General features: G+C 64.0%; 13 protein-coding genes and 1 pseudogene. 6 read left to right on the top strand and 8 right to left on the bottom strand.

The window, feature by feature from the left end:
* Positions 1-540 precede the first annotated feature (540 nt).
* A complete protein-coding gene (locus ACWEOI_RS12745) occupies positions 541-738 on the top strand; it encodes a three-helix bundle dimerization domain-containing protein (protein ID WP_452359678.1) in 198 nt (65 codons plus the stop codon).
* Here the strand turns inward: ACWEOI_RS12745 and ACWEOI_RS12740 are convergent.
* Both ACWEOI_RS12740 and ACWEOI_RS12735 read right to left on the bottom strand, forming a co-directional pair.
* On the bottom strand, positions 727-915 hold the full coding sequence (locus ACWEOI_RS12740; protein ID WP_452359677.1) for a hypothetical protein: 189 nt from the start codon (positions 913-915) through the stop codon (positions 727-729). The two genes, ACWEOI_RS12745 and ACWEOI_RS12740, sit on opposite strands and share 12 nt — an antisense overlap.
* 133 nt (positions 916-1,048) lie before the next feature.
* Positions 1,049-1,477: a response regulator transcription factor gene (locus ACWEOI_RS12735; RefSeq protein ID WP_452359676.1), complete on the bottom strand. Its 429-nt coding sequence runs from the start codon at positions 1,475-1,477 to the stop codon at positions 1,049-1,051.
* Positions 1,478-1,649: 172 nt separating this feature from the next.
* Here ACWEOI_RS12735 and ACWEOI_RS12730 point away from each other — a divergent pair.
* The 3 genes and pseudogenes from ACWEOI_RS12730 to ACWEOI_RS12720 all read left to right on the top strand — a co-directional run.
* Positions 1,650-2,069 (top strand): annotated as a pseudogene (locus ACWEOI_RS12730) (SLC13 family permease); the annotation flags it as partial.
* A 240-nt stretch (positions 2,070-2,309) separates the two neighbouring features.
* A complete protein-coding gene (locus tag ACWEOI_RS12725) occupies positions 2,310-2,879 on the top strand; it encodes a hypothetical protein (protein ID WP_452359675.1) in 570 nt (189 codons plus the stop codon).
* Positions 2,880-3,095: 216 nt separating this feature from the next.
* The gene (locus ACWEOI_RS12720; RefSeq protein ID WP_452359674.1) at positions 3,096-5,270 is read left to right on the top strand and encodes a hypothetical protein; all 2,175 of its coding nucleotides are present in this window, start codon (positions 3,096-3,098) and stop codon (positions 5,268-5,270) included.
* 249 nt (positions 5,271-5,519) lie between these two features.
* Here the strand turns inward: ACWEOI_RS12720 and ACWEOI_RS12715 are convergent, their stop codons facing one another.
* Both ACWEOI_RS12715 and ACWEOI_RS12710 read right to left on the bottom strand, forming a co-directional pair.
* Complete coding sequence (locus tag ACWEOI_RS12715) at positions 5,520-6,260, bottom strand: hypothetical protein (RefSeq protein ID WP_452359673.1); 741 nt, start codon at positions 6,258-6,260, stop codon at positions 5,520-5,522.
* Between the two features lie 130 nt (positions 6,261-6,390).
* Positions 6,391-11,115, bottom strand: a complete 4,725-nt coding sequence (locus tag ACWEOI_RS12710) for a CHAT domain-containing protein (protein WP_452359672.1) — start codon at positions 11,113-11,115, stop codon at positions 6,391-6,393.
* Between the two features lie 57 nt (positions 11,116-11,172).
* Between ACWEOI_RS12710 and ACWEOI_RS12705 the strand changes: the two genes are divergently transcribed.
* Positions 11,173-11,487: a hypothetical protein gene (locus ACWEOI_RS12705; protein WP_452359671.1), complete on the top strand. Its 315-nt coding sequence runs from the start codon at positions 11,173-11,175 to the stop codon at positions 11,485-11,487.
* A 124-nt stretch (positions 11,488-11,611) separates the two neighbouring features.
* Here the strand turns inward: ACWEOI_RS12705 and ACWEOI_RS12700 are convergent, their stop codons facing one another.
* Positions 11,612-11,911 (bottom strand): hypothetical protein, encoded by a 300-nt coding sequence (locus tag ACWEOI_RS12700; protein WP_452359670.1) that lies wholly within the window; start codon positions 11,909-11,911, stop codon positions 11,612-11,614.
* On the opposite strand from ACWEOI_RS12700, the gene ACWEOI_RS12695 reads away from it, so the two are divergent.
* Positions 11,902-12,630 (top strand): hypothetical protein, encoded by a 729-nt coding sequence (locus ACWEOI_RS12695; protein WP_452359669.1) that lies wholly within the window; start codon positions 11,902-11,904, stop codon positions 12,628-12,630. The genes ACWEOI_RS12700 and ACWEOI_RS12695 overlap by 10 nt on opposite strands.
* A 280-nt stretch (positions 12,631-12,910) precedes the next feature.
* Here the strand turns inward: ACWEOI_RS12695 and ACWEOI_RS12690 are convergent, their stop codons facing one another.
* The 3 genes from ACWEOI_RS12690 to ACWEOI_RS12680 form a co-directional block, all read right to left on the bottom strand.
* The gene (locus ACWEOI_RS12690) at positions 12,911-13,120 is read right to left on the bottom strand and encodes a hypothetical protein (protein WP_452359668.1); all 210 of its coding nucleotides are present in this window, start codon (positions 13,118-13,120) and stop codon (positions 12,911-12,913) included.
* Between the two features lie 143 nt (positions 13,121-13,263).
* The gene (locus tag ACWEOI_RS12685) at positions 13,264-13,542 is read right to left on the bottom strand and encodes a hypothetical protein (protein WP_452359667.1); all 279 of its coding nucleotides are present in this window, start codon (positions 13,540-13,542) and stop codon (positions 13,264-13,266) included.
* Between the two features lie 14 nt (positions 13,543-13,556).
* Positions 13,557-13,856, bottom strand: a complete 300-nt coding sequence (locus ACWEOI_RS12680) for a hypothetical protein (protein WP_452359666.1) — start codon at positions 13,854-13,856, stop codon at positions 13,557-13,559.
* Positions 13,857-13,965 lie beyond the last annotated feature (109 nt).

The following is a 13,965-nucleotide window of genomic DNA, read 5'->3' as shown; positions in this document are numbered from 1 at the left end:
CGAGCTCCAACAACCCCGCACCACATCCCGAACCGGCGAATTACCCTTTACCAGGGCACATCCCGAACCTCGTTGGATTTTCGGCGATTACTACCGGAACCCCTGGTACGACGCCGCGAAGCCCGACCCGCCGAGGCCTCGGCGACGCAGGACGACGCCGAGCTCGCGGCCATCCGGCGCCAGATCGCTCAGCTTCATACGCGTTTCCCGCCTTGCGTGTGGCGATGACGGCTCCGACCGCCTGACTGGCGCCCGGACCGCTGCCCTCGGCGCGGTCGGCGCCACACGACAGGCACCGAATCGGATGCGGATTTAGCATTGTGGCGGGGCGGTTCAGGGGTACCCGCCCGCAGCTGCCCTCGGCCACGCCGATCTCACGTCGTTGCCGCCCCGATGCCGCCGGCCCCTTCCCGGCGGCATCACCAATCACGTTGGCGCAGAACGTTATTGTCGTGCCGGTTGGGACCGACCGTGACATACTGCCCGAATTCGGAAATATGGGTAGTTGACGACGCAGGGGGTCGCGGACAACCATGAATCATGGCAGCAAATGACGAAGATCAGCAGATCACGGCACTCGTCCGACGCCTTGCCGAACAGTTCCCCACGATCAGCGCCGACACCGTCGAGAGCATCGTCGCCGACATTCACCACAACTTCGAAGGGCGGCCGGTCCGCGATTTTGTTCCGCTGCTCGTCGAACGCAGAGCAGTGCGGAGGCTCGCGTCAACCGGCTGATACGAGTCGCCGGTGAGCGAGGATCCCGAATACGCGCAGGCGCGCGTATTCCTTGCCGAACTCGAATTCTGCGCTGAACGCCTCGTTCGCCAGCGCAGTCAGTGGCCAGACGCCAAACCCAACCAGGCCATCGAGGCCGAACTCGCGCACGTCAACCGCCAGATCCACAACCTCCACCAGCGATTCCCCCGACTGCGGCAGAGATCCCGTTGATCTCGAGCGATCGAACAATCGGTGGTCGGCTCGCGGCCTTCTACCGGGTAGGGGGCGTAGACGAGGTTGGCTGGCGACCGGCCGAATCGGAGAGGTTTCAGGCCGCCCACGGTGCCGTGAGATGGGCACGGATGTGGTCGAGCAGCTCACTGTTTCTGAGCGGTTTGGGCAGGTAGTCACACGCACCGGCCGCGTAGGCGTCATCGATGACATCGGGATCGCCACCAAGGGAGACCGCGATGATCGGAATCGGTGAATGATCCCGCAGCTGTCGACACAGATTCGCGCCCGGCAGATCCGGCAGGTCCAGCTCGAGCAGCACCAAGTCCGGATTCCATCGCCGAGCCAACGCCAAAGCCTGCTGCGCGTCAGGGGCAGAAATCACCTCATGGCCTGCGCTGGCCAACACGAGCACCTCGATCTCTGTCATCGCCGGGTTGCTCTCGACGACAAGGACCTTGCTGGGCTCAGTCGCAAGGGTCGGTGGCAACGTGAATTCTTTTGCCGAGCGCGGGATTTGGCTCATGGTGGATCCTTCGCAGACGGGTCACCGACTGTCGAATCCGCAGTGTTATGGGGCTGACTGGAGACGATCCTGTGCTCGCAATGCCTGTACCGCGATCGACTGAATACTACGACACCATGTCAGCCCGCAATCTCTCAGCAATGAATCTGTTGACTGTTTTCATGGCGTTCACATGGCCAGGTCCTTCGTGCATACCGGCGTGATCGACACCCTCGGCGCCCTGGCCGTGTCCACCTTCGAGGGCAACCACCCCGCCGCGATGACCACCATCATCTTCGGATCCGCCATCATCGGCGCCTTCGTCGACAACATCCCCTACACCGCCACCATGGCCCCCGCCGTCGAAGAACTCGTCAACCAGACGCCCAACCCCACCCATGCCCAAGGTCTGTGGTGGGCATTCGCCTTCGGCGCGGACTTCGGCGGCAACGGCACCGCCGTAGCCGCCAGCGCCAATGTCGTCGCCCTCGGCATCGCCAAGCGATCCGGCCACCCGATCTCGTTCTGGCAGTTCACCAAACCGGGCATCATCGTCACAATCCTCAGCACATCCCTGGCCTGGGCATACGTGTGGCTCCGGTACTTCATGTGATCACCAGCGAGCTCACGTCCGCTAGTACAAGCGACCCTCTCGGGCAACCCTGGTGACGGCGTTCGATTGTTCTTGCGCTCCGACTCGGGTCGAGTACAGGCATGGCGCGAGCTCGGCGGCCTGCATTCGCGGTCCTTCACGAACGGCCGGCTGTTCGCTGGTCAGCGCGTCGCGATGCGCACCCTGTGCCGGCGGTGCACCCGCGGTAGTCACGCTGTCGGGCGGCTGCCCGAGTCGGGAATGATCTGCATCAAGCACCGAATCTGGCTGGGTGCCACACAACGCGACATCGGCGACTACCCGCCGGCGCTGCGAGCCGAACGCCGGTTCCGGACCCGGCTGACACGGCGTCATGTGCTCTACAACAGTTTCGTGATGGATTTCGCGCGGCGCAGCGTTAACGCCGACGTCCTCGGATGCTCGGAAACGATCGCCCGACGTACCGCGACCGGTGTCACAGATCTCGGCGCCCTGCTGTACCCCGAGCATGTCGCAATCGCACAGCTGCTCACCAGCCATTGGTTCCTGGCTGCGACCACCGATCCTGCCTGCAGCAAACACAACAGGGAGGTACGGGTGCGGGCGGCGTTGACCTCGATCCTGCCCACGGTGCGCGACGGCGCGCTCAGCCTGGCCGCTAGGCGGATAACTGCGCTGACCGCGCATCTGGCCAAATGCCGAAGCGATGCAGCGGCTCTGGGTATCCCACCAGTCGATCCCGGCTTCCATATGCTGCACAATCTCGCACTTGACCCCATCAGCACGGTGAGCGCCGAACAGCGGCCATCGCCGATCCACGCACCTCGCTGAGATCACAATCGGCATCACACAGGATCAGTCGCAGCGCCGCCAACTGGGCGCCCTTCATCGGTGGAGCCCGCACCGATCTGCCAAACCAGCACACAGCGGCATGAAGACGTCCATACCCCGCGTCGATCGGGGCCTGAGCGGACCGCCGCACCGACTGATCGGTGCGCCCGCCGGGCGCTACACTGCACAGCACATCGCAGGAGCTCAGGAGATACCTTGGCGGACAACAATACCGGCGATTCCGAGACAACGCTGGCCAAGCTGCTGACGGAGTTGTACATCGCTGCGGGTTCACCGTCGACAGAAAGGATTGTGGCAGACGCGGTTTCGGGGGTCAGCTACCCCCGCCGGCTGTCGCGGATATCAGTCGCGCAGCTCCTACACGATCCTGTGGGCTGGATGCCCCGCCACCGCGACGACTTTCTGGCGGTTATCGAAGTTCTCTACCGTTATGCGCGGACCGGTGAGTGGAACAGCGACGAACGCACTCGATGGGCCAAGCTGCATAGCCGAGCGCTGCGCCAACAATATCGAGGGCAGGCACTGGATTCAGTCAAGTCCCCAGAGCCAGGGCGTGGAACTGAAATAGTTCCACGCTATGTGAACCTGGCTATTACCCGAATCGTCCAGGGGACGCCGGTGCCTCGACAGCTGGCGTTAGCGACATCACGGCAGTACCTGCTGCGCATGGACATCGGTGACATTGATGCGGCGAGTCTCGTCGAGCGTGCCGCGGCGTTCCCCACACAGCAGCTGCCGGCCAGTGAACACGGCTACTGGCTTTCAGTGGGATCGTCAAGCAGCCAGTTGCTGGTCGGTGCCGAATCGGTGCACCTGTTCCTGCCCGTGACGGGTCCGGCGTGGGTATGTGGCTGCACGCCCGGAGACATGCCGCACACCTGCGATCCCGACACACGTAGCAAATACGCCTACATTCCGTTCACCACGCCACCACTGAAAACCCACGCTCGGCTGCGGATCGGACTCTACTTCGCAGCCACGATCGTGCAAACCTTCGCTCTCTCACTCTGTGTCGAAACCGACGAAACACCCGCCGAACCTGCATCGGCCGTGTGCGATTACAGCCTGACGCCGGATCTGGCCAACCTCGCCAGATTGCCGCGCCGTGAGGTCTCTGCGGTCGCTGATTCCGACGGCGCCACCCACCATCTGGTGATCACCCGCGCCGCCGGAGACACCCCAGCCACGACGACAGTCGTCGCGAGCCTGAGCGACGGTGCCCGAACACAACTCACCCGATCGGTGCGCGAGATGCTTCTCGACATTCATGTCGACGAGGTCGAGGTCGGACTGCTCCACAAGCGCCGACGGCTGCGCAACCGCTACCGTGACAACAACTCTGCGGTCTCACTCGACCAGTTCCGCAGCGACCTACATCGATTGGCTGTGCTCGGGCGAGCATTGTGGACCGGGTTGTTCGGCACAGTCGTCCGCGGTGACGAGCTGATGTACCAACTCGCGACCGTGTCGGGGCTGCGTATTCAGATCGCTACTCCTCCGACATCACGGTTCGTGTTTCCATGGGCTGTCGTTTACGACATCCCACTCGGATCCGCACCCGACGCATTGCACGATTGCCCGGTTCTGAACTCTTGGGACCTGACCGCCACCCGAACGCCTCTTTTGCCCGATGGCAGCTGCCCGTATGCGCACCAGCACGGTCTGAATACGGTGTGTCCGTCGGGATTCTGGGGCTATCGTCACCTCATCGACCAGCCGCTACCGGCGCAAGGAGCCCCGATAGTGACGCGGCTGGCGAAAGGGCCTACCAACACGCCAGTCGTGGTCGGAGTCGGCACGGCAGGGTTGGGTGCCGAAGCGGTCAGGATGCACTTGCACACCGTCGAACTCACGCTGGGCCGGCCCTTGACGCAATGTGTCCACACCGACGATCTACGGACAGCGTTGGCCGGTGACACCGTCGCTGTCGTGTACTTCTTCTGCCACGGCCGGTGGCGGGCCGGCCCAACCGGATACATCGAAACGCGCCTCGAACTCGCCGAGGACCAGATCGTGGCCGCAGGGGATCTGCTGGCATGGAAACAGATATGGGGACAACAGCATTGGTCCGACGGAGGACCGTTGGTATTCGTGAACGGATGCCACACGTTGGACGTGAAACCTGACTCGGTCACCGACCTGGTCACTGGCTTCTCCCGTATTGGTGCTTCTGGTGTGATCGGCACGGAAACGACCCTGCATCAGAATCTCGCGGCTGAGGCCGCTGAGATCTTCTGGCGCGCCATCGCCGTTGACCGCACCACCGCGGGTGAAGCGCTGCAGCGGCTGCGGCATACGCTGCTAGCGAAGGGAAACCTCCTCGGCCTGGCCTACACCGCCTACTGTGCAACCGAACTGAGGCTGGTCTAACTGCCTGTTTGCGATCCTCGGGGAGTTCTGCGACCGAGGTGCAGCCGTTCGGTTCTGCCGTCACGCGTGACGCGCAGCTAAAACGGCTTCTGAACTGCAAAGACGATGGCTGCGCCCAGTATCGATGCTCGCGTACTGGATCCGTACGGGTACGACACACGGCATGGAGTCGCGGCGCGGCGCGCTAGCGTACCTGACCCGGCAGGGTGACCTTTTCGGATCTTTCCCTGGTGTCGGCGGCTAGCGGCGTCAGCTACACCGGCACAGGCCAGTCGGTCCGTTAGGCACCATATCGCAAGCAGGACAACGTGGTCCGTAATCCCGCGACGGCGTTCCCAGCCTGTCGGCGTTCAATGGCGGCCTTAACGGTTTGACGCGGTTAGTAGGCTTCTGGCTGTTCTGTCGCTTCTGGCTGCTGCTGTTGGCCTGCTCGCGCTCTCTCGCCTTCTTGCGCGCGATGGCTTCGGCGGCCTTCTGAATATCGAGACGTGCCGCCGCCCGTTTGCGCCTGATGTTGGCAGCACTCGCGCGCTTGTTGGCTTCAGCGGCCCGAGCGGATTCGGCGAGTCTGCGTTGGCGTTCCCGATGCTGGTAGGCGTCCTCAGCCATGGCCCGGCGGATGCGTGAAACACTCTTGGTGCTGACCTTTTCGAATCCTGCTTCGCGTGCTGCAGCCCAGCAGGCCGAGTTGCTCCCGCGAGGATTTTGGGTCAGCCACCGCCGGACGAACGCTTCCCACCGCGGCATCGCCGGAGCAGTCTGGACCCGGCGGCGATTGCCAGGCCCCCCGGCAGGAAGCGTCTTTCTCTTGGCTGGCTGTGCGCTCGGCTGGCGTTGATCTCGGCTCCGATCCGGAGGCGTAAGCCAGTCGGGCTGCGGTAGTTCGCCGAACTGAAGTCGGTCGTGCACGTCATCGTTCTCGAAGTCGCGGCGAGGATCGAGGTCGCCCCGATGACTGCGATTCTGATACCAGTCGTCGATCGTCCCCACCCCAGGCACTCCCTGAATTTCCGAACATTGTTCACTAACACTGCGTTTCAACCCAACCTAGCTCACATTCAGCTACTTGATGCCTGTTTGCGATAAGGCCCCGAACGCAGGTAGCGGCGCGACATAACAACTACCGCGGCAGTTGTGAACTGCCACCGGTGAGAACGAATCCCGCCCATGCCGGATGGTCCGGGCGCTCCGCACGGACGGTTAGTACCGCGTGCCGGAACGCTTCTGCGACACTCTCTCCGCGGGCCAAATGCTGGTACAGCAACGTCATCAACCGGTGCGTCGGTGTCGCTGGAACCTGCCACAACGAGGTCAATGTCGCCCGGGCCCCTGCCGCCAGCAACGCCTGGGTAAGCCCGACCAGCTCGTTGACCCCGGTGTCGACCGCCACCGCGGTCTCACACGCGCTCACCGTGACCAGCTCGGCATCGCAAGCAACGTCGAGGAGCTCCCGCGCGGTGAGGATGCCATCGGCCAGCTCGAGACCCGATGCCAGCGGGTCGTCCGCCTCGAACCAGCCGTGACAGGACAAATGAACAACGCGCGCATCGCCGAGCCCGGACACGACTCGGGCGACGGTTACATGCGCCCCGAGGACCGCTGGTACGCCGAGCAGCGCAGCGACAGCAGCAGCTTCGCCTTCAAAGAGCTCGCGCTCAGTCTCGTCGCCGGTGTATCCGGCAACGACGACGTTGTGTGCCCGCGACCTCGGTCGTGTGGCTGCGCCTGCGGCGGCGATCGCGCTGGGGATGGTCATCACCGGCGCGTACGCGAGCAGCGGGTGCCCGTCGATCGTGGCAGCAATCAGTGGGAGCTGAAAGAGCGCGCCGTGCGGCGCCAAATAGCAGTAGGTGAACGGCGTCAATGCCCGCACGACCGGGGCGAGCACTTCTCCGAGGACTGCCGCAGTATGTTCGCTGGCCGGATCTTCGAGCAGCACCGCAATTTCCGCACGCGAGAGCGGAACATGGTGGGCCACCATCAGCGGTGCCTCGCCGCCACGTCCCTTCGCGCCCGCCACGATGACCTCACCGCCGCCGTGATAGAGCGACACCAGCATGGTGCCCTCGGGGGTGAGCGCAGTGATGGCGGCTGTGGGGTCGGGAACAGTGCGCGCCAACCGCTCGTGCTCAGGGGTGGTTGCCGCGATGCGATCGGTCAGGGACAGGAGGTGCTGGGCGGCTACGCCGGCCGCGATGTCGAGTTGCTGACGTTGTTGGATCGTTTTTGCGGCGTCGATCTGTGCGTCGAGCATATTCAGCTGGGCAAGCAGTGCAGCTTCTGCCTCGGCGAGCTCCTCAGGTACGTCCGATGCGGAAAGGAAAGGGACCCGGCCCAGACGCCGCACCAGGCTGTTGACCTTCGTGCGTTCGATGGCTTCCAACAACTTCGCCGGATCGTCGGAGCGCGCCGCCGCCCACACGAGCACGTCGTACGCCACGGTCGCGGTGTGCCGCGCACGGGCACGCTGATGGTGGGTCAGGACCAGGGCGTCGCGGTCGCGCTCATGCAGCTGCACCGCTGCGACAGCGTCGGCGTACGCGCCGCCAGCATCGCCGAGTTGCTGATACGCGCGCGCCCGGTTCGACAACGCCGCCAATTCGGCGCCGCGAGAATAGTTGCTGCTCTTGCGGTCGAGGACGCGTGAGAGGATGGCCACCGCGCTGGCGGGATCAGTGTCGACGCGCACGGTGGCGAGGCTGGCCTCGGCGGCTGCGGCGGTATCGTGCAACCGCAGGGCTGATGCGCTCTCGAATGCTTGTTGTAGCAGCCCCTCTGCGCTGGCGAGGTCTCCGTCTTGTAGTGCGATGTTGCCCAAACTCAGCAGGTCGGTCGGGACCCGTCGATGTGCCCCCATCTCGCGGTGAAGGTTCAACGCTGTCGTTGCGTTCTCCCTCGCCCGCTCGGTCCAGCCCTGATGCAGGTACACCAGAGCCAGGTTGCCGAGCGCACCGGCCACCGCGTACTGATCTCCATTGGCGTCGGCGATATCTCCGGCGCGCTGGTACAAGAGCTCAGCCTCGTCGTAGCGTCCGAGCCAGATCATGACCCCAGCACGATTGTGGAGTACCGACTTCTCGGCGGAGTAGCTGTTGGCCGCGATCGCCAACTCGATTCCCTCGGCCGAAACATCAAGAGCCCTTTGCAGTTCACCGCGAGCGTGCAGAATCAACGTGTAGGCGCTGAGCACCTCCGCGATGACCGACTGATTCCCGGATTCGCGCGCAGCCGATTCGGCGATCGCGATGTAGCGGTCGGCATCGGCAGGCTCACCGACGGCGTTGTTCACAATGGCGGCGGTCAGAGCCGCCCCGACCAGCAGTTGCCGGTCACCGACTGCTTCCGCCGCCTGCGCTGCCGCTGTCGCATCAGCATGCGCCTGGTCGGTGCGACCCATCTGCAAAGCCACATCGGCTCGGGCCACACGCGATGAGATCTGGCAGCGCGTGAGGTCGGTTCTGTCAGCGAGAGTGACTGCGCCATCAAGCAGCTCGAAGGCACGTTCGAGGTCGCCGGTTGAGGTGAACAGATAGTCTGCCGCGGTGACCGCGATACCCACCTGGGTCTCGATATCAGCGGCACCTTGTGACGACAGCGCGACCTCGATCGCGGGCGCCACCTCGTCTCGCAATGTGACGCGATTGCGCAACATTTCCAGGTGAATGACCGCGCGGTGGCGCAGGCGACTCAAGCGATCGGACCTTCCGATACCGAACCAGATCGATTTGGTCACTGGCGGATCCGACAGCGCAGGATCAACACTCAGCCGCGCGGCACGGGCCAGCCACTGTGCCGCGCTCGCGTCGCGGTCTCGAGCGCGCAGTTCGATACCGAGTTGTCCCGCGGCCAGCAGTTCGATGTGCTTCTCGCCTGCAGCGTGGGCCAGTTCGGCAGCCTCGGCGAAGGCATCCAACGCGTCCTCGGTCTCGCCGCTGTCGCGCAGATACCCTGCGGCACGGTAGATCGCCGCCGCCTGCAGCGCCGGTTCGGTGAAGGAGCGTGCTGCGGCGACGAAACTCTGTGACGCCTCCGCGTGTGCCCCGGCTTCACCGTGAATGTCGCCGCAGGCCATCAGCGCTGCGGCGGCTGTGTCGAGATGGTCAGCCGCGGTGGCGCTTTCGGCTAAGGCTGTGAACACCGCGACGGCGTCTTCGGTAGGCATCCCCGCAGTGCGTGCCTGCGCTGCCATCACCTGGGCGGCGCCTGTACCGAGAGTGTCACCGGCGGCGTGGAGCTCACCGGCAGCGAGTTCGGCCCAGTTCTCGGCATCAGCGAAATCGTGGTCCTGGAGCGACCATAGGGCACGTCGAAGCAGCGGAATGGTCGCCTCGCTTGGGCGCCGTGCAGTGTGAAAGTGGGCTCTGGCCGCCGTCAGCAACGGTATGGCCTGGTCGTGCTCACCCTCAGCTTTGAGTCGATCCGCCAGTGATACCAATCGCACGGCAATTTCGGTCTCGTCGTTGGCATCTAGATCCGGGGTGTGGGACACAGCCTGTGCGAGGGCGTGCAGCTGCGCTATCCATCGAGCTGCCGTGGGCAGATCGCCGGCGCGAAGTGCCAGTTCGGCGAGGATGTCGGCGCCGTGTGCTGCATCGGCCCAGGCTTCCCGTCTTTGCGCGAGGTCGGTCTCCGTGCCCAGCATTTCGATGTATTTCTGTGGGGCGCCGGCCGTTGCCAACTCCGCACCGGCGAAACTCAGCGCCCACCAGGCACGTTCCGGTGCGTCTGCGCGGTGGCACGCCGCGATCGCATCGCCCAACGCCTCGGCGGCCTCATCGACGCGACCCAGCCGGGACAAGGCGGCGCTTCGCCACCCCTGTATCTGTGACAGGATCTCGTCGTCAGCGCAGGCTTCGGCCATCTGCCGAGCCGAGTCCAACGCGAGCATCGCTGTACCAGGATCGCCGCGCTCAACGTCGATCTGACCGATCGAGCTGTGCTGCAACGCGGCACCTCGCAGTTTGCCGACCTGCACGAATAATCCGGCACTGTGAGTGAACGTCATCACGGCCTCGTCGAGCAGTCCGAGATCCTCCTGGTGCAGCCCGACCCGTGACAGCAGAAACGCCTGCTGACCGATTAGGTTCTCAGCGGCCGCGAGATCGGCGGCTTCGCTATGCAAGGCGACGGCTTTCGGGAAATCTCGCTGATCGGCGTAGTGGAACCCGGCAGACTGGAGTGCCGGCAACATCAGGAGCCGATCCCCGGTGCGCCGGGCAGCGGCGACAGCGAGGTCGAACGCTGCCGTTGCCCGTTCTGGTTCATCGGCTTGTTCAGCTACTATCTGCGCGATTGCAGCCAGCCAGCGGTCGGGGGCACGGGCTTCGGCGATGATGGTGGCCCGCCGCGGTTCGGGCGCGCTGATCGCCTGTCCAACGAGTTCACTCAACGTGCGGACGAGGGTCGCCTCCTGGCGTGTAGCGAGGCTGGCCAAGGCCGCGGTGTCGGCGACGATCTGCACGAGGCCAGCGGGTTGCTCGCTGTCGCTGAGCTTTCGCGTGATTGCCAATTGCTGTAGGAGCGCTTGCGCCAGTTCGTAGTGGGTGCCTTCGGGCGCGTCCGCGAGATGCCCCAGCACCACGGCCGTGATCTTCAGGTCAGGCTGGAAATACAAGTAGGCGGCCTGGAGTTGTCCTTTGTATCCACAAGCGGGGCAGGATATGACGTCAAGCTCGCCTGCCATCAACCGCTCGCGTGCATCCCGGTCAACCGTGGTGTCGACGACCACTACCGGCTGTGCGGAAAACCCTGCCCCGCACGACGGACACTGCACCTCCACGCCCGAACAGTAACCCCCACGCTTGAAGACCACAGCGAGAATCGATTTGAGCTTCTCGACCGACACGCCGGAGACCCGGCGATAGACTCTGGGTCCACCCTCAGAGGACACGAAGGGCACGAAATGACCTCCAGTCCAACAGTTGTCAGCATCGGCGCGGTCTGTTTCGGCATCGTCGTCGGGTGGATCACCTACCGCACCCTGCGGCGGCAAGCTGCGGGCGCGGCGATCTCCGACATCGCCGCCGTTATCGGCGCGGTCGGCGGCGGAGTCGTTACCACGCTCTACGCCGACGGCACGTCCGACGCCTTCGGCTGGTATTCCATCGGACTGCTCATCGGATTCACGATGTATCTGATCATCGCGCGTCTGGCGGGCGGGCCAGACTCGGTTGACGGATGGCTCGGAGACCACGACCCGGATCGAACCGGGAACTGACACTCGCCGGCATCAACACGCACTACATTGCCGAATGCCGAGCTGGCGCAACCGGCCACCGCGGTGCGGTCGTCGGTCGCATACCGAGCTGGCACAGGGCATCGGCTGTCTGCACGTCTGGTCCTCACGTGGCAGGAAGGTCAAACATGGTTCTCGTGACCGAACTGCCCTGACCGAGCTGCAATGACTTCCTCGTCACATCGACGAACTGCTCCCGGGCATGGTGTTGCTTGTCTCTGGCTGCGGCCCAATTCTCATTATCGATCGGTGGTTGCTCTCGTTCGAATGTGGCACGCAGAACGCCGGTGTCCAAGTACTCCACATAGGCATCAATCAGAGCCTCCCGCAGCCACTTTCGGTTCTCGCGGCGCCCCGATATGTAGAGAGTCGCAGCCGAAAGGGCAGCTGCCAGCGATGCTGCCACCGCGCGACCTCGAATCGATCATCTCCACAGCTCGAATGACGGCAACATCCCCACGCACCAAACTGCTCGAACGCCGAGACACCGCACTGCTGATGATCGGCATGCTCGCAGCCGCGCGGGTCATCGACCTCTGCGATCTGCGTGTCGAGTCGGTCTTCCTTCGAGCTCATGAACTTTCCGTTCATTTCCCCTCGAATCCCGAACACTCCTCCGCACCCCAACCCGACCCGTTCATCCCCGTCCCTGTCGATCACCAGATCTGCACCGCATGTGCGTGCATGCGCTGGCTGCAGGTTCTGTCCGCATGGGAAGCACACACCGAGCGTTCCGACCGGCACTTGGCTGTGTCGACGCTGATTGAGCAGAGCCCGCCCTTTGACGACCATGTCTGCCATGGATCGCTCAGCCCAATCCCTGCTCACGCACCACTCTTTCGCGCAATCTCCGCCCACGACTACCTAAGCCGCAACTCGCTGACACCCCAATCAGTGACCGCGACCCTTCGCCGTCGAGCCGAACTCGCTGGACTCGACGGTACCGGGATCAGTGGTTCATCCCTCCGACTCGGCTTCACTGTGCAGTCAGTGCTCCGCGATCAGGATCCGTCAGCGATCATGCTTCAAACAGGCCACCATGATCCGAAATACGTCATGTGGCGCAAGGCAGCGGAGATCTCTCACTTCACGACACAGCTCAGGCCGGACGTCAACCCCAGCTGAGCGTTTTGGCCTGGCAGTCTGGCGTTAAGTCGGTGAACGACTGGATCACGCCGGACAGATCGCGCACTGCCCGTCACCATGGAGGCTGTGGACGCAGAACGACACCTCACGATCCTCCACTCCTGCACCGCGAACTGCCTTCTCTGCGAGACGGATCCGGGGCCCGCTGCGCTGAACATCGGTTCGGAGCTCGAGCCGCGCATGGTGCCGCGGAGTCAGGCGTGGCGTGACTTCTACGCCCACCACCTGATCACCCAGATCTCCGCCGACATCTCTCGGCTCACCGCGAGCTCGCCAGCAACACGATCGCGACGACCTCGCGGCCGTTATGACCGCGTCCGAGCGAGAAGAGGCGACGCAGTTCTGGCAGTGCGCCATCGAGATCGCGGACATGGCCATCAAGATCGTCGTAGGCGCCGGCGCAGCCACCGATGAACCCCTGGTAGCGGGCCGCGAAGATGAGCAACGCCTTCGGCGCGCTGCCTGACATCGTGGTCCAGTCCGCAGGGGGTCTGGTCGACAAGCTGGACGAGATCGACCGGCGCGACCTTGGCGAGGTGTAGCCGACACCTGCCGAGTGCCCAGGGGCGCCGGACAGTACCGCGGTGTCAACTCCGGGAGCTCGCCAGCGGGTCAGGGCCGACGCGCCCCCAACCTTGCGGCACCTTCATGCATCTCTATCTGGTAGTTGCCCAGGGTCGCAAGGGATCCGGCAGCGCGCAGCTCCTCAGGAAGGGGCACGCTGTGGAGACTTTCGCCTGGGCCCGCTTCGACACGTACCGGCAGGAAAAGTGCCGCTTCCGGCGCCCTACCGAAAGTGGCTGCCGCGGCGGCGAAGTTGTCCGGCGGGCGCAAGCTGGACGCGGCCCGGATGTTGCCTTCGCCGTCGACGACAACGAGCAGATCCGACATTTCTTCCATCCCTTCTACCGCTTCCGCGCATAGATATGGAAGCTTTCATCCCGATCGGTCATCTCATTCTGAACTCTGACCCACTGCGAGTAGATGGACTCCGGGCCGTTAGCGCCGAGCTTATTAACCAGCGAGACACCCTGCCATTGCGTCCACAGGGCGTGCTTCCCAGCCCAAATAGTGACCGGCATTGCCAGGGCGAACAGCGGGATCCTGTCGGGCGGGATTTCGAGGAGTTCGAAATGGCGGACTTCGCCAGCTCCGAGATAGGTGAAACCCGACACATAGAACGGGTCGTCATTGTCGAGGGGCATCCTGAACCTCCTGAAGAACAGTCGAAACCAGGACGACTTCCAACGGCAATTCTCACATGCTCCCCGGTCCGAGAGGCCACGCACACGCGGACATGCAGCGCCCGATCGG

This window comes from Nocardia sp. NPDC004340 (genome assembly GCF_053602575.1).
This window is presented reverse-complemented; position numbering and strand designations above follow the sequence as displayed.

Bases quoted from the DNA above. Each gene is read 5' to 3' on its own strand.
- ACWEOI_RS12695 (WP_452359669.1), top strand. From the start codon at position 11,902: ATGCTGCCACCGCGCGACCTCGAATCGATCATCTCCACAGCTCGAATG.
- ACWEOI_RS12680 (WP_452359666.1), bottom strand. From the start codon at position 13,856: ATGCCCCTCGACAATGACGACCCGTTCTATGTGTCGGGTTTCACCTAT.
- ACWEOI_RS12735 (WP_452359676.1), bottom strand. From the start codon at position 1,477: ATGAGCCAAATCCCGCGCTCGGCAAAAGAATTCACGTTGCCACCGACC.
- ACWEOI_RS12685 (WP_452359667.1), bottom strand. From the start codon at position 13,542: ATGTCGGATCTGCTCGTTGTCGTCGACGGCGAAGGCAACATCCGGGCC.
- ACWEOI_RS12745 (WP_452359678.1), top strand. From the start codon at position 541: ATGGCAGCAAATGACGAAGATCAGCAGATCACGGCACTCGTCCGACGC.
- ACWEOI_RS12705 (WP_452359671.1), top strand. From the start codon at position 11,173: ATGACCTCCAGTCCAACAGTTGTCAGCATCGGCGCGGTCTGTTTCGGC.
- ACWEOI_RS12725 (WP_452359675.1), top strand. From the start codon at position 2,310: ATGATCTGCATCAAGCACCGAATCTGGCTGGGTGCCACACAACGCGAC.
- ACWEOI_RS12690 (WP_452359668.1), bottom strand. From the start codon at position 13,120: ATGTCAGGCAGCGCGCCGAAGGCGTTGCTCATCTTCGCGGCCCGCTAC.